17 protein-coding genes are annotated in these 19,615 nt (G+C 68.4%); 2 read left to right on the top strand and 15 right to left on the bottom strand.

Features of this window, described 5'->3' with window-relative positions; genetic code table 11:
* Positions 1 to 88: 88 nt before the first annotated feature.
* The 6 genes from hutU to hutC all read right to left on the bottom strand — a co-directional run bounded on the left by hutU (position 89) and on the right by hutC (position 6,367).
* Complete coding sequence (hutU, locus tag FOC67_RS28440) at positions 89 to 1,768, bottom strand: urocanate hydratase (protein WP_003095958.1); 1,680 nt, start codon at positions 1,766 to 1,768, stop codon at positions 89 to 91.
* A 325-nt stretch (positions 1,769 to 2,093) separates the two neighbouring features.
* Positions 2,094 to 2,891 carry a phosphate/phosphite/phosphonate ABC transporter substrate-binding protein gene (locus tag FOC67_RS28435; protein WP_009314428.1) on the bottom strand — a complete coding sequence of 266 codons (798 nt, stop codon included), beginning with the start codon at positions 2,889 to 2,891 and terminating at the stop codon, positions 2,094 to 2,096.
* 18 nt (positions 2,892 to 2,909) lie between these two features.
* A complete protein-coding gene (locus FOC67_RS28430; RefSeq protein ID WP_009314430.1) occupies positions 2,910 to 3,848 on the bottom strand; it encodes a fatty acid desaturase in 939 nt (312 codons plus the stop codon).
* Positions 3,849 to 3,863: 15 nt separating this feature from the next.
* Positions 3,864 to 4,886 carry an ABC transporter substrate-binding protein gene (locus FOC67_RS28425; protein ID WP_003101766.1) on the bottom strand — a complete coding sequence of 341 codons (1,023 nt, stop codon included), beginning with the start codon at positions 4,884 to 4,886 and terminating at the stop codon, positions 3,864 to 3,866.
* A 141-nt stretch (positions 4,887 to 5,027) separates the two neighbouring features.
* Positions 5,028 to 5,618, bottom strand: a complete 591-nt coding sequence (locus FOC67_RS28420) for a HutD family protein (RefSeq protein ID WP_003095969.1) — start codon at positions 5,616 to 5,618, stop codon at positions 5,028 to 5,030.
* Positions 5,615 to 6,367 carry a histidine utilization repressor gene (gene hutC, locus FOC67_RS28415; protein WP_003095970.1) on the bottom strand — a complete coding sequence of 251 codons (753 nt, stop codon included), beginning with the start codon at positions 6,365 to 6,367 and terminating at the stop codon, positions 5,615 to 5,617. The genes FOC67_RS28420 and hutC overlap by 4 nt, the downstream gene beginning before the upstream one ends.
* Before the next feature lie 100 nt (positions 6,368 to 6,467).
* On the opposite strand from hutC, the gene FOC67_RS28410 reads away from it, so the two are divergent.
* Entirely contained in the window at positions 6,468 to 7,829 is a 1,362-nt protein-coding gene (locus tag FOC67_RS28410) for a formimidoylglutamate deiminase (RefSeq protein WP_009314435.1), read from the top strand.
* Positions 7,830 to 7,971: 142 nt separating this feature from the next.
* On the opposite strand, the gene FOC67_RS28405 is transcribed toward FOC67_RS28410, so the two are convergent.
* From FOC67_RS28405 to FOC67_RS28365, 9 genes are all read right to left on the bottom strand, one after another.
* Positions 7,972 to 8,541: a lipocalin family protein gene (locus tag FOC67_RS28405; RefSeq protein ID WP_003110174.1), complete on the bottom strand. Its 570-nt coding sequence runs from the start codon at positions 8,539 to 8,541 to the stop codon at positions 7,972 to 7,974.
* On the bottom strand, positions 8,538 to 8,795 hold the full coding sequence (gene bamE, locus FOC67_RS28400) for an outer membrane protein assembly factor BamE (RefSeq protein WP_003095983.1): 258 nt from the start codon (positions 8,793 to 8,795) through the stop codon (positions 8,538 to 8,540). Before bamE ends, FOC67_RS28405 begins: the two co-directional genes overlap by 4 nt.
* 72 nt (positions 8,796 to 8,867) lie before the next feature.
* Complete coding sequence (locus FOC67_RS28395; protein ID WP_003101790.1) at positions 8,868 to 9,470, bottom strand: DUF924 family protein; 603 nt, start codon at positions 9,468 to 9,470, stop codon at positions 8,868 to 8,870.
* 4 nt (positions 9,471 to 9,474) lie between these two features.
* Entirely contained in the window at positions 9,475 to 10,485 is a 1,011-nt protein-coding gene (locus FOC67_RS28390; protein ID WP_003110175.1) for a class 1 fructose-bisphosphatase, read from the bottom strand.
* 139 nt (positions 10,486 to 10,624) lie between these two features.
* Complete coding sequence (gene gloA / locus FOC67_RS28385) at positions 10,625 to 11,155, bottom strand: lactoylglutathione lyase (RefSeq protein ID WP_003101793.1); 531 nt, start codon at positions 11,153 to 11,155, stop codon at positions 10,625 to 10,627.
* Positions 11,156 to 11,308: 153 nt separating this feature from the next.
* Positions 11,309 to 13,249, bottom strand: coding sequence for an esterase EstA (estA, locus tag FOC67_RS28380; protein WP_003115524.1), 1,941 nt, complete (start codon positions 13,247 to 13,249; stop codon positions 11,309 to 11,311).
* A 108-nt stretch (positions 13,250 to 13,357) separates the two neighbouring features.
* A complete protein-coding gene (locus tag FOC67_RS28375) occupies positions 13,358 to 14,752 on the bottom strand; it encodes a DUF3999 domain-containing protein (RefSeq protein ID WP_009314439.1) in 1,395 nt (464 codons plus the stop codon).
* Positions 14,749 to 18,354, bottom strand: a complete 3,606-nt coding sequence (locus FOC67_RS28370) for a DUF2339 domain-containing protein (RefSeq protein ID WP_009314440.1) — start codon at positions 18,352 to 18,354, stop codon at positions 14,749 to 14,751. The genes FOC67_RS28375 and FOC67_RS28370 overlap by 4 nt, the downstream gene beginning before the upstream one ends.
* A 138-nt stretch (positions 18,355 to 18,492) precedes the next feature.
* Complete coding sequence (locus FOC67_RS28365; protein ID WP_003110179.1) at positions 18,493 to 19,077, bottom strand: cyclopropane-fatty-acyl-phospholipid synthase family protein; 585 nt, start codon at positions 19,075 to 19,077, stop codon at positions 18,493 to 18,495.
* 83 nt (positions 19,078 to 19,160) lie between these two features.
* Between FOC67_RS28365 and FOC67_RS28360 the strand changes: the two genes are divergently transcribed.
* Entirely contained in the window at positions 19,161 to 19,586 is a 426-nt protein-coding gene (locus tag FOC67_RS28360; RefSeq protein ID WP_003114472.1) for a helix-turn-helix domain-containing protein, read from the top strand.
* Positions 19,587 to 19,615: the final 29 nt, after the last annotated feature.

The following is a 19,615-nucleotide window of genomic DNA, read 5'->3' as shown; positions in this document are numbered from 1 at the left end:
GCTCGCGCGCCGCCATTCTTGTTGTGGCCTGGTCGGGACAGTGGGCGGCCGCCCCCACGCCCCGCCGGCGTGGAGGCGGTTTCCGAGGTCAGCGCTGGGCGGTGATCATCGGCAGGTTCAGGCCCTGCTCCTTCGCGCAATCGATGGCGACCTGGTAGCCGGCGTCGGCGTGCCGCATCACCCCGGTCCCCGGGTCGTTGGTCAGCACGCGGGCGATGCGTTCGGCGGCCTCGTCGCTACCGTCGCAGACGATCACCATCCCGGAGTGCTGGGAGAAGCCCATGCCCACGCCGCCGCCGTGGTGCAGCGAGACCCAGGTGGCGCCGCTGGCGGTATTCAGCAGGGCGTTCAGCAGCGGCCAGTCGGACACCGCGTCGGAGCCGTCCTGCATGGCCTCGGTCTCGCGGTTGGGGCTGGCCACCGAGCCGGAGTCGAGGTGGTCGCGGCCGATGACGATCGGCGCGGACAGCTCGCCGCTGCGCACCATCTCGTTGAAGGCCAGGCCGAGCTTGGCGCGCAGCCCCAGGCCAACCCAGCAGATGCGCGCCGGCAGGCCCTGGAAGCTGATGCGCTCGCGGGCCATGTCCAGCCAACGGTGCAGGTGGGCATCGTCGGGGATCAGTTGCTTGACCTTGGCGTCGGTCTTGTAGATGTCCTGCGGGTCGCCCGACAGCGCGGCCCAGCGGAACGGACCGATGCCGCGACAGAACAGCGGGCGGATGTAGGCCGGGACGAAGCCGGGGAAATCGAAGGCATTGGCCACCCCCTCTTCCTTGGCCATCTGGCGGATGTTGTTGCCATAGTCGAAGGTCGGCACGCCCTGCTGCTGGAACGCCAGCATGGCCCGCACGTGTACCGCCATGGACTGCTTGGCGGCCTTGACCACGGCGGCCGGGTCGGTCTGCGCGCGGTCGCGGTACTCTTCCCAGCTCCAGCCGGCCGGCAGGTAGCCGTTGAGCGGATCGTGGGCGCTGGTCTGGTCGGTGACCATGTCCGGGCGTACGCCGCGGCGAACCAGTTCCGGAAGGATCTCGGCGGCATTGCCCAGCAGGGCGATGGAGATGGCCTTGCCTTCGGCGGTGTAGCGCTGGATCCGCGCCAGGGCGTCGTCCAGGTCCTTGGCCTGCTCGTCGACGTAGCGACTGCGCAGGCGGAAGTCGATGCGGCTCTGCTGGCACTCGATGTTCAGCGAACAGGCGCCGGCCAGGGTCGCCGCCAGCGGCTGGGCGCCGCCCATGCCGCCAAGGCCGGCGGTAAGCACCCAGCGGCCCTTGAGGTTGCCGTCGTAATGCTGGCGGCCAGCCTCGACGAAGGTTTCGTAGGTGCCCTGGACGATGCCCTGGCTGCCGATGTAGATCCACGAACCGGCGGTCATCTGGCCGTACATCGCCAGGCCCTTGGCGTCCAGTTCGTTGAAGTGTTCCCAGGTCGCCCAGTGCGGCACCAGGTTGGAGTTGGCGATCAGCACCCGCGGCGCGTTGGCGTGGGTCTTGAACACGCCGACCGGCTTGCCGGACTGTACCAGCAGGGTCTCGTCGTCGTTCAGTTGCTTGAGGGTCTCGACGATCCTGTCGTAGCACTCCCAGTTGCGCGCGGCGCGGCCGATGCCGCCGTAAACCACCAGCTCCCTGGGGTTCTCCGCGACCTCCGGGTCGAGGTTGTTCATCAGCATGCGCAGCGGCGCTTCGGTCAGCCAGCTCTTGGCGGTCAGCGTAGTGCCGCGCGGGGCGCGGATTTCAATATCGCGGAATTTGCTCGGGGTGGTCACGGCAGGCTCCTGGGCGTGGCGTTCAACGGGCGGCGCCCCGCGAGGGTGCGCCTGAATTCTGGGACGAAGCAGAGGTCGGGCTGGGTCTACCGAACACATCTATGCTTGTACATACAAGTATAAGCAAAGGAAGGGCCAATTCTGCCGCCACGCCCTCCGGCGATATCTCCACATCCCCGTGAATCTCATTCAACCCGTTGATTTTTCTGGAGTTAAGAATTAGCGAAGGTAGCCTCTCCCCCGGGAGAAGGAGCCTGCCGGAACGGCCCTGGGTGCACGTGATCGAAGCGTGCGCGCACCGGTTTGGGGCCTTCGGTAACACCGTTCAGCGCAATTGCGGGTAACCCCAGCCCTGCGCCTGACGCTCGTAGTCGAGGAGAATCCGGTAATGCTCCTCGCCGGCCGGGAGGAAGCTTTTCAGCGCCAGTGTCGCGGCCAGGTGCGGGCACTCGATCAGCGTCAGGTTCAGCGCTTCGAACAGCTCGCGGCGTTGCGCCGCACTCCAGTGCAGCGAGGTGATCAGCGGCAAGGCCGGGCTCGGCGCACTGCGCCCGAGCACGCGCAGGCCGGCCAGGCGCTCCGGTGCGTGGCGTTGCAGGTAGCCGAAGGTCACTGCATCCACCGAGGTCAGCTCGACCTCACCCGCCGCCACCATCGCCAGGCTGCGCAGGTGGCCGCCGCTGATGCGCACTTCGGCGAAGAACGCCGAGTCTCGCCCCAGCGGCGCCAGCGCATGGCGCAGCAGGTTCATGCCGCTGTTGGAGTCGTGGTCGTTGAGCGCCAGGCGGGTATTGCGGAAGTCGCCGAGGCGCTGGCGCGCCTGTCCTTCGGCGGCGACGAACAGACTGCAATGCTCGCCGGGAGCGCAATCGGGCAAGTCGTAGCTGGGCACCGCGAGCACCGCCACCTGGCCGCGCAACTGGGTCATCAGCGGATAGCCGCAGGTCTGCGCGAACAGCAGGTTAGGCTGTCGCCACTGCACCGCCAGATCGGCGGCGGCCGGCGCGTAACGGCGCACGCCCAGGCGCCGGCAGACCTCGCCGATGAAGGTTGCGCCGGCCTGCCTGACGCAGTCCGGCTCGACATACATGTCCAGCGCCGCCACCACCGGGGTATCGATCATGCTCTCGTCCGCCTGCCTTCAATGCTCGGGATGCACCGGCGCATCCACCGGCCGCCAACCGTGGCGCCGCCATAGACGACCATAGCCGGGCAGGTGGAAATCGCCACTGCGTCGCCGGTAGGCACGGCGGCTTGCGTTATACACGCGCGGCAGCAGGTACCAGGGCAGGCCCGGCAGATCGTGGTGGACCAGATGCAGGTTGTTGTTGAGGAACAGCAGCCGCCACGGCCACCCCGCCTCGACCAGCACGCTGCGCTGCGCCGGCTCGCGGGCCGGACGGTGCTCGTAGAAAGAGCGCAGCATGCTCAGACCGAGGGCCGGATAGGCCACCGCCGGCAGGTACAACCAGGGCGGGATGCCCGCCCAGCGCCAAAGCCCGGCCAGCAACCCGCCCAGCAGCACGGCATGCAGGCCCCACAGGCGCCAGGCGGCGCCCTCTCCCTGGCGCAACCGCGAACCCTCCAGGCGCGCCATCGCCGCCAGGGCCAGCAGCGGGCCGAGGGTGGCGCGACCGAGCAGGGTCTTGTCCAGGCAGAGCCAGCGCCGCCGCCAGGAGCCCAGGCGCGGCCATTCGGACAGACTGACGTAACGACTCTCGGGGTCCAGCCCCGGGTAGGTCAGTTGCTCGTCGAGGTGGTGCCGCAAGTGGCTGTCACGGTACAGCGGATAGGGATACCAGACGGCCAGCGGCAGGTAGCCGAGCACGGCGTTGAACCTCGGCCAGCGGGTCGGGTGGCCATGGATCAGCTCATGCTGCAACGACATGTAGAGGGAGGCGAACGGCACCAGCCCCGCCAGCACCGGCCAGCCCCAATGCCGATACTGGCTGGCGAGCAGTGCCCAACCGCCGTACAGGCAGGCGATCAGCAGCCAGGTCGGCCATTCGCTGCGCGCCTGGAAGGTATCCTGGAGCCGCCGCACCAGGGTGCGCTGACGCCCGCTCAGGTAGTGCGCCATGAAGGCTGGCGAGGCTTACTTCAGGGAGGTATCGAGGCGCGCGGCGACTTCGGCCGGCACCCAGTGGCTCCAGATTTCGCGATGCTGGCGAAGGAACTGCGCACGCACCTCGCCGACCTCGCGATGATTCTGCGCCATGTCGGCGAGCAGCTCGTTGAACAGCGGCAAGGGGATCTCGACCTTGCGGAACAGCTCGACCAACGCCGGCGCCTTGTCATGGAAATCGCGGGAAACGCCAATGGTGATCTTCGCCGGCAACGAGCGGGAACCGATGGGGTCGGGGTTCTTCGGATCGGACAGGGTGGCCCAGGCCTTCTCGCTGAACGGCGGCTCTTCCAGTTGCACCAGCTTGAAACGGCCCATCAACGGAGTCGGCGACCAATAGTAGAAAAGCACCGGCTCACCGCGCCGGAAGGCCGCACTGATCGCCGCATCCAGCGCCGGGCCGGTGCCGGTGCGGAAGTTCGTGTAGCTGTCCTGCAACCTGTAGGCCTTGAGCTTCTGGCTGTTGACGATCTCGCAGGTCCAACCGGTCGGGCAGTTGTAGAAACGCCCCTTGGCGGGCTCCTCGGGATCGCGGAACAGCGCCTTGTAGCGCGGCAGGTCGGCGACCGACCTCAACTCCGGCGCCTTCGCCTCGATGCCTCGTTGCGGGTCGCCCTTGACCAGGTACTCCGGCACCCACCAGCCCTCGGTGGCGCCCTTCACCGTCTCGCCGACGGAGAACACCTCGCCCGCCTCCTCCGCCGCGCGCCACACCGGGCTACGCCCGGCCCATTGCTCCCCGGTGACCTGGATATCGTTCTGGCGCAGGGCGTTTTCCATGGTCACGGTATTGCCCGGCAGCGCGTCGGTCTCGCAGCCGTAGCCTTTTTCCAGTACGTAGCGCAACAGGTCGGTGGTGAACATGCCGCTTTCCCAGTTCAGCCCGGCGAACACCACTTTGCCCGGGTACGGGCATTCCGCCGCGACGGCGGTCTGGCTGGCGAGGCTGGCGCCCAGGGCGAGGACGGCGAGGATCTGGCGAAGCGGGGGCATGCGGGTCTCCCGGTTGGAGTCGGACGGCATGCGGAACTATATAGGCATTAAAAATATTGGATTAATAACGTTTGGTTCTTTGGATAGACAAAAGCGCCTACCCTTTCGGTGTAGACGCTTTTTCCTGGCGGCGCCGGCGAATCACAGCGAATCGAGTTCCACCGCACAGACCCACGCCGGCTCGTGCGCCGTCAGGCGCCAATGCTGCAAGCCCTGCAGTCCCTCGGCGCACAGGCAGTCGTGGGCAGCCAGTTGCCCGCGAGGTTGCCCTTGCAAGGAAATCGCTACCCCGCCCTGCTGGGCAAACAGCAGCAGCGTGCTCGCCGTGCCGTGCCAGTCCAGCTCGCCCTCGACCCGCAGCCATTGCAGGCGCGCGCGATGGCGCCGGGGCGCATAGATCAGGTTGAAGTCGCGGATAGCTCCATCGAGCAGGGTGCAGTGCACCTCGCTGTCGCCGGAAAAGGCGAAGGCCTGCCGCGCGCGTAGCGGCGCGGATTCCGCGCCATCCACCCGCAGGCGCATGCCGCCGCCCTCCAGCACGCTGATGATCCGCTGGTAACCGGCGAAGCGGGAGAAGCCGCCGGACTCGCCGACATCGGCGATCGACAGGCGCCAGCCGAAGCCGTCCAGGCCGTCGCCGCCGTCGCGGGCGATCTCCTCGGTGGAGCCGGCGCCGTTCTTCCACGGCATTCTCGGGTAGTCGACGGCGCGCAGGATGCGGAATTCGCTCATGAGCTGAAGCGTCCTTCCAGACGGTGGCGGGAACCCGGGTGCAGCAGCCGCGCGGCGGTCACCGCGACACGCCCGGACCAGGTGCGGCGGCGGATCAGCAGGCACGGCTCGCCGCGTTCGATCTGCAACAGCTTGCACTCGGCCGGTTCGGCGAGGATCGCCTCGACCACATGCTCGCCCTCGGTGAGCGGCGCCACCTGGGTCAGGTAGGCATAGGGCGTTTGCCGGGTGAAATCCTGCTTGAGGTAGTCCGGCGCCACCGCGGCGTTCACGTAGCGGTCCTCGATCTGCACCGGGATATCGTTCTCGTAGTGCACGATCAGCGAGTGGAACACCCGCTGGCCTTCGCGCACGTCCAGTGCCAGGGCGCGCTCGGGGCCGGCGACCTCCTCGCCGAGGGTGATCACCTGGCAACGATGGCGATGCCCGCGGGCCGCGATCTCGTCGGCGATATTGTGCACCTCGAACAGTGCCGACTGGCCCTTGGGCTCGGCGACGAAGGTACCGACCCCCTGCATGCGCACCAGCAGGCCGTCGCTGGTCAGTTCGCGCAGGGCGCGATTGATGGTCATGCGACTGAAGCCGAGCTGGCTGACCAGTTCGCTCTCGGAGGGCACCCGGTGGTGCGGCGGCCAGGCGCCCGACTGGATCTGGCTGACGATCATCTGCTTGACCCGCGCGTAGAGCGGCGCCGGTACCTCGCCGAGTTGCGAGGCCAGCGGGGAACGATCGGAAGAAGAGGACGTCACGGAGAGACTCCTTGTCGAGGCGTCGATGAAGTGAGTTTACGCACCGCTTAATCGTCTGTATATGTATATACAAATAAAACAGACTGCGTGTGAGCTGATTATGTCCGCAATTTTCGCTGAACGTGCGTTGCTGCCGGAAGGCTGGGCGCGAAATGTCCGTTTCGAGATTTCCGCGGACGGAGTCCTCGCCGAGATTCGTCCCGACGCCAACGCCGACGGCGCCGAACGCCTCGGCGGTGCCGTGCTGCCGGGGATGCCCAACCTCCATTCGCACGCGTTCCAGCGCGCCATGGCCGGGCTCGCCGAAGTCGCCGGCAATCCCAACGACAGTTTCTGGACCTGGCGCGAGCTGATGTACCGGATGGTCGCTCGGCTGTCGCCGGAACAGATCGAGGTCATCGCCCACCAGCTCTATATCGAGATGCTCAAGGCCGGCTACACGGCGGTGGCGGAATTCCACTACGTCCATCACGACCTCGACGGCCGCTCCTACGCCGACCCCGCCGAACTTTCCCTGCGCATCTCCCGCGCCGCCAGCGCCGCCGGCATCGGCCTGACCCTGCTTCCCGTGCTTTACAGCCACGCAGGCTTCGGCGGCCAACCGGCCAGCGAGGGCCAGCGGCGCTTCATCAATGGCAGCGAGGCCTACCTGGAACTGCTCCAGCGCCTGCGCGCGCCGCTGGACGCCGCAGGCCACTCCTTAGGCCTGTGCTTCCACTCCCTGCGCGCGGTGACTCCGCAGCAGATCGCCACGGTCCTCGCCGCCGGCCACGGCGACCTGCCGGTCCACATCCATATCGCCGAACAGCAGAAGGAAGTCGATGACTGCCTGGCCTGGAGCGGACGCCGGCCGTTGCAATGGCTGTACGAGAACGTCGCGGTCGACCAGCGCTGGTGCCTGGTCCATGCGACCCACGCCGACCCCGGCGAGGTGGCGGCGATGGCGCGTAGCGGCGCGGTGGCCGGCCTATGCCTGAGCACCGAGGCCAACCTCGGCGACGGCATCTTCCCGGCGACGGACTTCCTCGCCCAGGGCGGGCGCCTGGGCATCGGCTCGGACAGCCACGTCTCGCTCAGCGTGGTCGAGGAACTCCGCTGGCTGGAATACGGCCAGCGCCTGCGCGACCGGAAACGCAACCGGCTGTACCGCGACGACCAGCCGATGATCGGCCGCACGCTCTACGACGCTGCGCTGGCTGGCGGCGCCCAGGCCCTTGGGCAGCCGATCGGTAGCCTCGCCGTGGGCCGCCGCGCCGACCTGCTAGTGCTCGACGGCAACGACCCCTACCTGGCCAGCGCCGAGGGCGACGCCCTGCTCAACCGCTGGCTGTTCGCCGGCGGCGACCGCCAGGTGCGCGACGTGATGGTGGCCGGCAGATGGGTAGTGCGCGACGGCCGGCATGCCGGGGAAGAACGCAGCGCACGGGCGTTCGTCCAGGTGCTGGGGGAACTGCTCGACTGACCCTGCGCAGCGGCGGACAACCGCGTTGCGCTTATCCGCCTTACTCGCTCGAGCCGTCGGGCGCTAAACGCCGACACTTCCCACGCCAGCCGCCAGGCGTGAACGGCGCTGGAAAGAAAAAACGCCCCGGCGGGGCGTTCCTTCACTGGCTCCGCTTCAACTGGCCGTCGGGTACCCGCCAGATCAGCTCGTCCACCGCGTAGCCGCGGCTGCGCGCTTCTTCCAGCAGACGCTCGCGGGTCTGCTGCGAAACCTGCGGGGTACGCGACAGCAGCCACAGGTATTCACGGTTCGGATTGCCCACCAGCGCGGTGCGGTAGTCGTCGTCCACCGCCAGCACCCAATAGTCGCCGCGCGCCACGTTGGGGAAGAGATTGGCGAACCAGTTGTCGAAGCGCACCCACAACTTGTCGGTGCGTCCCGGCTGCTGGGCGACCGCCCGCCCCTCCACCTGCTCCCACTCGCCATCCAGGGTCAGGCAGCGATTGATCACCTGGATGCTCTGGTCTTCCTGCAAGCGGTAATGCGCCTCCGATTGCGCGCAGTTGCGCTGGAAGAACATCGGCAAGCGCGCCAGTTCGTACCAGGTGCCCTGGTAGCGCTGGAGGTCGACCTGCTCGGTGGCCGGCGGATTCTTCGGCGAGCCCGCGCAACCGACCAGCAGCAAGCCCAGCCACAGGGTGCAGAGCACCCGGATCGGCAGACCGATCACTTGAGCCCCTGGCCGGAGAAGAGCAGCGCCTTGTCGGCCGCGTACTGCACGCTGATGAAAGCCTTCTCGTCGCCCCAGGTGCAGCTGGACATGCCCAGCGCGCCGGAGCACTCGGTGGGCTTGCCGAGGATCGCCTCGACCTCGGCCTTGCTCATGCCGGCCTTGAGCTTGGAATAGTTTTCCTGGTTGATCTTGCTGCAGGCAGCCAGGACGACGCAGAAAGCGACCACGGCCAGGGTACGGAACGACGCCATGAGGAACTCCTTGTTCGGGGGAAGCGCTGCCCTACAGCTTGGCACACGCGGGGGAAATCCGGAGCCTTGGAGTCAGAAACGCGAACCGGGTTCCCTGAGGAACGCCGTCTCCTCCTCGCTGGAGGGGCGGCCGAGAATGGCGTTGCGATGGGGAAAGCGACCGAAGCGGGCGACTACCGCATGATGCCGCTCGGCATAGTCGTAGAAATCGTCGAAGGGCTTGCGCACGCTGCCACCGACCTGATCGCGCAGGTCGCGGAAGCAGGCTACCGCCCGCTCCTGGCTGGGCAGGTCCTCGGCGTGCTCCAGGACCAGGTAGGCGAACACCCGGCGCACCGGCGGCAACTGGCGGTCGAAGCCTTTTTCCAGGCCCTCGCGCACCACCCGTTGCGCCCGGGCGTCGCCGGCGTAGGCGCGCGGCGTGTCGCGGTAGATCATCCGGGGCAACTGGTCGAGCAACAGGATCAGCGCCAGCCAGCCATCGGCCTCGGCCGTCCACTCCTGCAAGCCGCCGTCCAGCGCCTGGTTCACCAGGTCGCCGAAACGGCCGCCGGCATCGGCGTCCTGGCAGACGTTCTTGCCGAACCACAGGCCGTTGCGCTGGGCAACCACCTCGGCGGCATCGCTGGAGGTGCCGAACCACCAGTCGAGCAAGGTCTCCCAGGGCGCGCTCATCGGCCTACTCCGCGTGGTAGCCGGTGATGCGCTCGACTTCCTGCTTCGAGCCGAGGAACACCGCGACACGCTGGTGCAGGTTCTCCGGCTTGATGTCGAGGATGCGCTGGGTGCCGTTGGTGGCGGCGCCGCCGGCCTGCTCGATGATGAACGACATCGGGTTGGCTTCGTACATCAGGCGCAGCTTGCCGGGCTTCTCCGGCTCGCGGGCGTCGCGCGGGTACATGAAGACGCCACCACGGGTCAGGATGCGGTGGACGTCGGCGACCATCGAGGCGATCCAGCGCATGTTGTAGTTCTTGCCCAGCGGGCCTTCCTTGCCGGCCAGCAGTTCTTCCACGTAGCGTTTCACCGGCGCTTCCCAGTGGCGCTGGTTGGACATGTTGATGGCGAACTCGGCGGTGCTTTCCGGCACGCTGATGTTGTCGTGGGTGAGGACGAAGCTGCCCAGCTCGCGATCCAGGGTGAAGCCCTTGACGCCATTGCCGAGGGTCAGCATCAGCATGGTCTGCGGGCCGTAGATGGCGTAGCCGGCGGCGACCTGGGTGGTGCCCGGCTGGAGGAAGGCTTCCTCGCGCAGGGTATCGTTCTGGTTCAGGTACTCGCTGGGGCAGCGCAGCACCGAGAAGATGGTGCCGACCGAGACGTTGACGTCGATGTTGCTGGAGCCGTCCAGCGGGTCGAAGACCAACAGGTAGGCGCCTTTCGGATAGCGCCCCGGAATCTGGTAGGGGTGGTCCATCTCCTCGGAGGCCATGCCGGCCAGGTTGCCGGCCCATTCGTTGGCTTCCAGCAGGATCTCGTTGGACATCACGTCCAGCTTCTTCTGCACCTCGCCCTGCACGTTCTCGGTGCCCATGCTGCCGAGTACGCCGCCCAGCGCGCCCTTGGACACCGCATGGCTGATTTCCTTGCAGGCACGCGCCACGACCTCGATGAGGAAGCGCAGGTCGGCCGGGGTGTTGTGGCTGCGGGTCTGCTCGATCAGATAGCGGCTCAGGGTAACGCGGGACATGGATGGCTCCGGAGAGAGGAAAAAACCCGCGCAGTTTAACGCGGAATTGGCGGTCACGCTTGACTCCGCGCAACCGCCGGTTGGAGATCGGCGGCGGTGGCGCGGTTCATTTCCGCGGCGCGCAACCGATCGACGGTCGTCAGCCGCGTCCCATCTCGCCGTTCAGGCTGGCCTGGACGATTTCCACCCAGTAGCCGTCGGGATCGCTGATGAAGGCCACGTTCTTCATGCCTCGGTCCAGCGGCTTGACGAAGTTCACCCCGAGCGTCTCGAAACGCTCGCAGGCCGCCACCAGGTCGGGCACCGAGAAGCAGATGTGGCCGAACCCGCGCGGGTCCTGGTTGCCGTTGTGGTACTGGCTGTCGTCGCTCTCGCTGCCCCAGTTGTGGGTCAGTTCGAGGACCGACTGGCGCCCGAAGGTATATCGCTGGCGCTCGTCAACCGCATCAGGCACTTCTTCGCCACGGGTCATGGCGAGGAAATACAGGGAGAAGCGGCCTTCCTCGAAATCCAGGCGACGCAGCAGGCGCATGCCGAGCACCCGCGAGTAGAAGTCGAGCGAGCGCTTCGGATCCTTGACCCGCAACATGGTGTGGTTGAACACGTATTCCTGGGTGATGGCGTCCGGCTCCATGCAGATGCCGGGCTGTACTTCGGTGTTGAAACTCATCGGGCGATTCCCTCGAACGAAACGGATCGGCAGTGTATGGCGGTCGACCGGGCGGCGAGTAACAGCGGGGTACTACTCTCTTGATGCCGGCGCGCGCCGATCGTTCCGTCGACGGGAAACGCGACCGGCGCCGCCCGGGCGCCGGCCGCCGTTTCAGAAGTCCAGGCTCAGCGCCAGGCTGACGCTCTGCTGGGTATCGTCCTCGCCCTTGCGCCAGTTGTAGCCGCCGCGCAGCGACAGCTCCGGCGCCAGCTTCTGGCTGAAGCCGAGGGAGACGCGGTTGAGGTGGTCCTGCGGGGTGTAGCCTTCGAGGGTGAAGCGATTGCCCGGCAGGCTGTTGAGGGACATGGTCAGGTCCTGGGTGTCGTCCTCGTACTCGCGTTCGTGGGCGTACTCGGCGAACAGCTGGGTATCGCTGCCGAACGCGTACTTGCCTTGCAGGCCGGCGCCCAGGCGCTTCGAGCTGCGCTTCTGGTCGTCGTAGTCGAGCGCGGTGGCGCTGGCGCCCTTCTCGGAATAGCCGTCGACCTCGACCCGCGCGTAGTCGGCGCTGACGAACGGCGACAGGTGCCAGGGACTGTCGGCCTGCTGGGCGATGTCGTAGCCCAGGCGCGCGCTGAACGCCCACAGGTGGCCGTTGGTGTCGCCTTTCTCGCTGCGCTCGCCGCCGCCCAGGGCGAACTTGCGCTTCAGGTCGTCGTAGTCGAGGTAGCCGCCGGTCAACGCCGCGTCGGCCCACCAGCGGTTTTCCTGGTACTGCACGAAGGCGCTGGCCATGTAGCTGTTCATCCGGTAGTCGGAATCCTTGGCGCCGGCTTCCAGCTTCTGCCGGTAGAAACCGGCGGCGACCCCGGCGCGCCAGGCCTCGTCGATGCGGTAGCTGCCACCAAGGGTCAGGTTGTAGCCATTGCCGTCGCCGCTGGCGGCGCTGTCCTGGGAGTCGAAGTCCAGGCGCTGGCCACCGCCGCCGACGAAGCCGCGCCACTGGCCGACGTTCTGCCAGTTCTCCCAGTCCGCCTGCCACTGGCTGCGCAGTTCGTCCTGGTAGGCACGCAGGGTGCCGTGGGCCATTTCCGGCAGCAGGGTCAACTCCCAGGGCGCCGACAGCAGCGAATAGGTGTAGTCGGCGATCAGGCGCTGGCCGGTGATGGTCGGGTGCACGCTGTCGTTGAACAGCAGTTTGCTCGGGTCGGGCGTGCTGCCGTTGATCCCGTAGGTCGGGTTCATGGTGCAGCCGTTGCCGCTGAAACAGGTGCCGATCAGGTTCTGGTCGGCGGCCAGGCCGAAGGAAGCCGGGTTGGCCATGCCTTCCTTGAGCAGCAGCGGGATGTTCAACGGAATGACGTTGGCGCCGGCCTGGCTCAACTGGGCGGTCAGCTCGGCGTTGAACGTGCCGCTGAGTTGGCTGGCGAAAGGCTGCAAGGGACCACCGAAGGTAGCCGGGGTCAGGCCCAGGTCGGGCAACAGCCAGACCACGATGTAGCGCGCGCCGGCCTGCTGCAGGGCCTGCACGCTATCCACCAGGCGACCGGCGGCCTGTTGGGCCTGGACGTCGTTGAGGATGCGCCCCTGGAGGAAGTCGTTGCCGCCGCCGGTGATGTAGTACAACGCGTTCGGATCGGCACCCAGGCCCTGGCGGGCACGGTCCACCAGGTAGCCATCGCGGCTGCGCAGGAGGGTATTGTCGCGCTCGATCAGCGAGCCGTTGGCCGCGGTGATCGAGTCGTAGATCTGATCGGTCCGGTAGCCGCCCACCGCCCAGTTGTTGCCGTCGGCGATGCCCTGCTGGGCGTTGACCGGCGAGGTCGAGGCAGCCAGGTCGCCCGGGGCGATGCCGAGCTGATTGCCGAGCAGCATGGGCGCGGTCGGTCCGAAGATCTCGCCGCTGCCGTTCTGGTAGGTCGGGCCGACCCGGTTGGTGAAACGCGAGGTGCTTCCGGCGGGGCCGGCAGGATCGGGGAACTGCCCGGCATCGCTGAGGCTGTCGCCGAACACCACCAGCGTCGAATAGGGCGAAGGAGCAGCCTGCGGGGCGGTGGACAGCGAAGCCAGCAGGCAGGCCGCTACCAGTGGCTTGAGCGCCATTCTGATCATTCTCTTACTCCGTGATTTGTTTTTATTGTCGGGCCGCCGCGTCGTCGGCATGCGCCCCGGGGCCCGTCGTAAAGCCTCCTCAGCCGAACAGCATAGCGCGGAACCGGCTCATGGCTTGTTCGGCGAGGAACGCAGCAGGCTCATTGCCATTATTACCAGCAGAGCGACCCCCAGCAGAAGTACCGCCCACAGGCCGATCTTCTTCCAGTCGCTACCCGGTGCCGGCGCCGCGGCCGCCATGGCCACCTCCAGCGGTTCGCCCAGGCTGGCGCTACCCAGGGTGGCGCGCTTGCTCTCGGTATAGCCGGGAATCAGTACGCCGAGCGGCAGCGCCGCCGACTGCGCGCCGGGCTTGCCGAACGCCAGCCGGTACGGCGGGCTGCCGCGCACCAGGAACACCAGTTCGCTGGCCGGCAGGCCGACACTCAGGGACGGGACCTCCGGGCCCAGGCCGGTACCTCGTTGGTCCACCTGCAGACGCAGCTCGCGCACCGCCCAGCCCGGCAGTTCCAGCTCGTTCTGCTGTACGTTGCGGCCGTCGATCGGCAGCCGGTAGAGGACCCCGCGTGCCAGGCTGCTCCAGGCGGCCTCCCGGCGCGGCGAAGCGTTCTCCGTACGATCACGGCCGGACAGTTCCACCGGGACGATGGTGTGGGTCAGCGCCTGCTCCAGGGACACCCGCACCCGCTGCAACGGCAACGCCAGCGGCAACTGCCAGCGGTACTCGCCGTCCCCTGCCTGGCGCCCGGCCAGCGGCTCGGACCAGATCATCGGCGCCGGCTCGGTGCTCCGCGTGCTGCCTTGCAGGCGGGCGCCATGGAGGTCTGCCGCGGTTGCCCCGGCCGGCCAGGCCAGACGCAGGTAGCGGGCCTGGCGGCCGGGAAGCTTGACCTCGCTGACGTCGATGCGTTCGCCGTTGAAGGTCAAGCGGGCGATCTGTCCGTCACCCCAGGCCTGCCAATGCTCGAGGTCGTCGCTGGCTTCCACGGAGAAGCGCTGGAAGCCCTCCTCCGGGCTGCTCCAGTCCAGCCGCAGGCGCTCCAGGGGAAACGTCACCGCGCTCGCGTCGATCAGCCAGCCGCGCAAAGTCTCGGCAGCCGGCCCGGCGTTTTCCGGCAGCACCTCGACTATGGTGCCGCTGGTGTTGCGCTGCACCCGCAGGTTCGGTTGCGTCGCGTCGGCGGCGGACGTGCCTCGCAACGGGAACAGCCGCACCTCGGCCTCATGCGGCGTGCTGGCCTGGCGTTCGCTGCCGGCCATCAGGGCGTAGGGCAAGGCCTCGCCTTCGGCATCGAAGACCCGCAGGTCGCGCAGGTCGGCATGGGCAGCCGACAACTGCACGCTCATCGGGATGCTCAGGCGATACCAGGGACCTTCGCCCTGCAGCGACAGCGCCACCTGGCGGCTGAAACCTTCGGCAGACTCCTTCGCCGACAGCGGCAGGGACAGGCAGGCGCCCAGCAGGAGCAGGCCGGCGGTTCTGAACGAAAAGGAGCGCGTCATGGCTGCTCGGCCTCCGATGCGACCTCGGCGCGACGCGGAGGCAAGGGTGAGAAGTAGCCGACGACCAGCAACAGGACGCCGACCCCGATGAAGGAGATGATTCGCTCCAGGCTGCCGCTGTTGCCCAGCTCGACGAAGAACAGCTTGACCACCACGACGCCGACCAGCGCCGCGCCGACCATCCACAGGTCGCGCCGGCCGAGACGGGTACCGGCGATGGTCAGGCCCAGCGCGCAGAGCGTCCAGACCAGCGACAGCCCCGCCTGCACCAGCATCGACGCGGCCAGCGCCTCGGCCTGGAACGGCACGCCGGCCAGGTGGTGCGCGGCGCGGCACACCGCCAGGGTCAGCAGGGCGAACAGCGAGGCGCCGGCCAACGCCTGGCGCCCCAGGCGCGCGCTGGCATTGCCATCGACGAGCGAGGCCAGGCTGGCGTCGCTCCAGCGGTAGAGGGCGAACAGCACGATCAGCAGCCCCAGTTCCAGCGGGTTGGCCAGCGGCAGGTAAGGCAGCGGCTCGGCGGCGCCGTCGCTGAACAGGTTGGCGCTCCAGAACCAGCCGAGCAGCAACAGCGCCACCGGCGCAGCGGCGAGCAGCCGATACTCCCGCGGGAAGTCGCGCAGCGGCCAGGGCAGGCTCCGCCCGCCAGCCACCAGCAGCAGGTAGGCGCTCGGGACCAGCGCCCAGCCCAGCCAACGCCAGGCGTTGTACTGTTCGGCGAGCAGGGCGAACAGGTAGCGCAGCTCCAGCGCCAGCCCCCCTAGCAACAGCCAGCAACCGAGCACATGGGCGACGCTCAGGGCCTTCGCCGGCAGCAACGGGGCAAGGCGTCGCAGCGACAGCAGGTGCGTGGCGAACAGCAGCGGCCAGGCCAGCCAGCCGAATTCGCCGAACGGCTGGTAATCGAAACGCCAGGCACTGGCCAGGGCCAACAGCGCCACCGGGACCAGCGCCAGGCACAGCAGGGCCAGTTCGCGCCAGCGCTCGCGCAGCGCCAGCAGCATCCACGACGCCACTGTCGCCGCGGCCACCAGCAGCAACGCATGCTCGCGCAGGCCATAAGGCACGAAGCGGACGGTTTCGCACAGCGCGGTCAGCGCCCACCAGCCGGCTCCCCAGAGCAGCAGCAGGTGCGACAGCTCGGCCAGGCCGAGGGTACCGATACCCAGCGCCCGCTCGCGCTCGCCGGCGCGGCGCAGCCGCCAGGCGCCGACCAGCGCCGCCAGGGCCAGCACTGCCGGCGTCCAGAACCCGGAATGGGCCAGGGGCCGCAGGCCTTCGCCGCTCAGCGAGCCGAACAGCGACGGCCCGGCGAGGAGGAACGCCAGGCCGCCCACTACCTGCAAGGCGAGGCCGAAGTAGAAGCTCAGGCGCTGGCGCAGCACCAGGCTCAGCCAGATGATCAGCAGCCCGCTACCGGCCCATACCGCGCTGGCGCTGCGCCAAGGCAGGACGAACAGCACTGCCAGGTTGACGAACGCCAGACCGGCCAGCAGCACCAGGCTCAAGCCCATGAGCAGCCGACTGTCGTCCTTCACCAGCGGGTCGCGCGCCGCCAGCAGCATGCCGCCGATCAGCGCCAGGCCGATCAGCGAGGCGGTCATCAAGCCACGCCAGCCCGAGTCGAATACCCCACCCTGGCCATCGCCGCCCTGCAAATGCAGGAGGAACAGCGCACCGCCCAGCAGTTGCACGGCGAAGGCGCAGAACAGGAAGGTACGCGAGCCCAGGCGCAAGCCGGCGAACAAGCTCGCCAGGCCGGCCACGGCCCAGGCGATGGCGGTGCCGTCGACGGCCAGGCAGAGCGGTGCGACCAGGTAGAGGAAGGCCAGGCCGGCGGCCGCCAGCAACGGCCGGCAGGCCGGCTCCCAGTCGGCCAGCGCTTTCGCCGGCGCGCGACGCAGCTGCCAGAAGCTGAACAGCGCCGCCGCACCGAGCATCAGCGCGCCCAGCGGCGAACCCTCCAGCAACGTCGTCTCACCCGGCCGCACGCCATTCAGGTAGGCCAACGCCGCACCGCCCTGCAACAGCAGGGCGAAGAGCCGCGCCAGGCGGCGTTGCTGGTGCAGGCCGAGCCAGTAGATGCCGGCGCCCTCGACGGCCCAGGCGGCCGAGGTCCAGCGCGCGTCCAGGCCGAGCGGAATGGCCAGGGTGCCGAAGACCACCCCCAGCGCCAGGCAGATTTCCACCAGCAGGCTGGTGCGTCCGGCCGAAGCATGGCCGCGCAGCACCCGCGCCAGGACCATGTAGAAGAGCCCCAGGGCCAGGGCGCTGAAGGCCATGCCGAAGTCGATGTGGCCGATCACCGCGCATTGCAGGCCGAACCCCACCAGTGGCGGGCCGAACAGCACGGTGGCGTCGATGTAGTCGGCCTGTCGCGCCGACCAACGCAGCAGTTCGCCGCGCTCGGCAGGCGCCTGCGCGGCCTCCAGCAGCTTGCGGCGGGCGAAGAGCAGGCCGATCCCGACGTACATCAGGAAGAACAGGGCCAGGAACGGCTCGGTGCTGGCGAACAGCTCCGGTGTATAGGAGCGCAGTCCCCAGGCGAAACCGATGCCGAAGGTGCCGACGAAGCCGACCAGGTTGAGCGGCCGCCAGGCGCGGAACCAGGCGATGGCGAAGATGCCGGCGTTGAGCAGGGCGAAGTAGCTGAACAGCGCTACATGGTTGCCGCTGCCGGTGGAGGTCAGGATCGGCGCGGCGAAGCCGCCGAGCGCCGCCACCACCGCCAGGCCCATGGCGTTCTGCAGCACGGCGAGGATCGCCGAGCAGATCGTCACCACCACCAGCAGGGCCAGCGCCGCGCCGGGAGAGATCAGCGGATGCAGGCGCATGGCGGCGAAGATGGTCAGGTACAGCACCGCGATACCGGTGCCTTGCAGGATCAGGCCGTAGGCGGCGCGCCGCTCGCGCAACCACCAGCCGACGCCGAGCAGCGCCATCGCTGCCAGCGCCACCCCGGCGTAGCGGTACTCCACCGGCACCGCCACCCGTTCCGAGGCGTAGCGCAGGAGGAAGGCCAGGCCGATGAACAGCAGCACCACGCCGATGCGCAATACCGTGTTGCCGCCGAACAGCCAGCCCTTGGCCGCGGCGAAGCCACGCTCGACCAGCGAGGGTTCGCGTGGAGGCGCCGGAGGGGCGGGGCGGCGCGGCGCTGGCTGGGCGTCAGACTGGAACGCCGGCTGACGCTCGATGGGCTGGACGGGCTCGGGGGGGCGAGGCGGAGGCGGCGCAGCCTCGACGGGCGGCAGCTCGATGTCCCAGTCCAGCGGCGGGGCAACCTCGGCGGGAGGAGCGGGAGGCGTGTCTGCGAGCGGCTGGTCGATGCCGGCGGCCGGCTCGGGAACGCTTTCGGGAAGGTCCTGCGCCTGGCGCTCCACGCGCAGCAAGCGCTGGTGGATGACCTCGGTGCCGCGCTCGAAGCGTTCGGCGAATTCGCTCATCTGCTTGCGCAGGCGCTCGTTCTGTTGCGCCAGGTTCTGCAGCGAGACGGCCTGTCCCAGGGCCAGGCCGGAAAGGCCGCCGAGGAGGGCGCCGACCAGCGATTCCCCGGCGAAGCCGCCGAGGATCAGGCCCACCAGCATGAAAATCCATTGCATGCGTCGAATCCTTGATCAAGAGGTACCACGATCCACTGATACCTGCCCTGGCCATCCTGCCAGAGCGGAACCCGCGCCGGGAGTATACAGCCCGCATTCCCGAGATTCGACGCATTCCGACGCCCGCCCCGTGGCGAGCTACCTCTTCCTGGCGATGAACTGGACCACGCAGGCCGCGCCGGTGTGGAAACGGCCCTCGACCACCTCGCGCTCGATTTCCCGCGCCAGCAGCACCTCGCACTCCGGCAGCTCCGCCTCCAGCGCCGCGCGGCTCACCAGCATGTCGACGTCCGCCGGGCCGCCGGTGCCGCGGCCGAGCTGTTCCGGCCGATAGGCCTCCAGCAGGAAGAGACCGCCCGGTCGCAGCGAACGCTCCAGCAGGCGGTTGAGTCTGCCGCGCACGCGACTGGGCAGGTGCGCGAAGATCGACACCACCGCGCCGAACGCCGCTGCCGGCGGTTCGTAGTCCGCCAGGTCGACCACCAGGGTGTCGATAGACACGCCTTTCGCCTCGGCCAGCCGGCGCGCCTTGGCCAGGCCAACGGCGGAGCCATCCACGCCAAGCACCTCCAGCCCCAGCGAAGCGAGGAACACCGCGTTGCGCCCCTCGCCCTCGGCGACGCTCAACACCGGCCCGGCCAGCCGCTGCGCATGTTCCTTCAGGAAAGCGTTGGGTTCGGTTCCGTAGACATACTCTTCGGCGGCATAGCGTTCGTCCCACATGAGGTTCACCTCGTCTGTATTTCGTCACGGCCCAGGTGCCGAAACGCTAGTCTTCCACTTCAAGTCGACTTGAGGTCAAGGGCATGCGGCAACTGGACATAGGCGAGGTCGCGCGACGATCCGGGGTACCGGCCTCGACCCTGCGCTACTACGAGGAAAAGGGACTGATCGCCTCCAGCGGCCGGCACGGCCTGCGCCGGCTGTTCGATGCAGGCGTGCTGGAGCGGCTGGCGCTGATCGGGCTGGGCCGCGCCGCCGGGTTGTCGCTGGACGAGATTGCCGGCATGGGCGCAGCCGACGGCGCGTTGCGGATCGACCGCGCGGCGCTGGCGGCCAAGGCCGACGAACTGGACCGGACGATCCGCCGCCTCGCCGCCATGCGCGACGGCCTGCGGCATGCCGCGGCCTGTCCGGCGCGCGAACACATGGACTGCCCGACGTTCCGCCGCCTGCTGCGGGCCGCTGCCGCGGGGGCCATCAAGCCACGCCGGAAAGCGCCCGGCGCATAGCAAAACGGCCGGCAGGCCGGGCACCCCTG

The organism is Pseudomonas sp. FDAARGOS_761 (assembly GCF_013343155.1).
GTDB lineage: Bacteria > Pseudomonadota > Gammaproteobacteria > Pseudomonadales > Pseudomonadaceae > Pseudomonas > Pseudomonas aeruginosa.
Note: the sequence above shows the minus strand (reverse complement) of the source record. Positions and strands in the feature narration are given on the sequence as shown.

Coding starts and splice junctions, on each gene's coding strand:
- FOC67_RS28435 (WP_009314428.1), bottom strand. CDS start 2,891: ATGATCGATACCCCGGTGGTGGCGGCGCTGGACATGTATGTCGAGCCG.
- FOC67_RS28430 (WP_009314430.1), bottom strand. CDS start 3,848: ATGGCGCACTACCTGAGCGGGCGTCAGCGCACCCTGGTGCGGCGGCTC.
- FOC67_RS28425 (WP_003101766.1), bottom strand. CDS start 4,886: ATGCCCCCGCTTCGCCAGATCCTCGCCGTCCTCGCCCTGGGCGCCAGC.
- FOC67_RS28420 (WP_003095969.1), bottom strand. CDS start 5,618: ATGAGCGAATTCCGCATCCTGCGCGCCGTCGACTACCCGAGAATGCCG.
- FOC67_RS28410 (WP_009314435.1), top strand. CDS start 6,468: ATGTCCGCAATTTTCGCTGAACGTGCGTTGCTGCCGGAAGGCTGGGCG.
- bamE (WP_003095983.1), bottom strand. CDS start 8,795: ATGGCGTCGTTCCGTACCCTGGCCGTGGTCGCTTTCTGCGTCGTCCTG.
- FOC67_RS28395 (WP_003101790.1), bottom strand. CDS start 9,470: ATGAGCGCGCCCTGGGAGACCTTGCTCGACTGGTGGTTCGGCACCTCC.
- FOC67_RS28390 (WP_003110175.1), bottom strand. CDS start 10,485: ATGTCCCGCGTTACCCTGAGCCGCTATCTGATCGAGCAGACCCGCAGC.
- gloA (WP_003101793.1), bottom strand. CDS start 11,155: ATGAGTTTCAACACCGAAGTACAGCCCGGCATCTGCATGGAGCCGGAC.
- estA (WP_003115524.1), bottom strand. CDS start 13,249: ATGATCAGAATGGCGCTCAAGCCACTGGTAGCGGCCTGCCTGCTGGCT.
- FOC67_RS28375 (WP_009314439.1), bottom strand. CDS start 14,752: ATGACGCGCTCCTTTTCGTTCAGAACCGCCGGCCTGCTCCTGCTGGGC.
- FOC67_RS28370 (WP_009314440.1), bottom strand. CDS start 18,354: ATGCAATGGATTTTCATGCTGGTGGGCCTGATCCTCGGCGGCTTCGCC.
- FOC67_RS28365 (WP_003110179.1), bottom strand. CDS start 19,077: ATGTGGGACGAACGCTATGCCGCCGAAGAGTATGTCTACGGAACCGAA.
- FOC67_RS28360 (WP_003114472.1), top strand. CDS start 19,161: ATGCGGCAACTGGACATAGGCGAGGTCGCGCGACGATCCGGGGTACCG.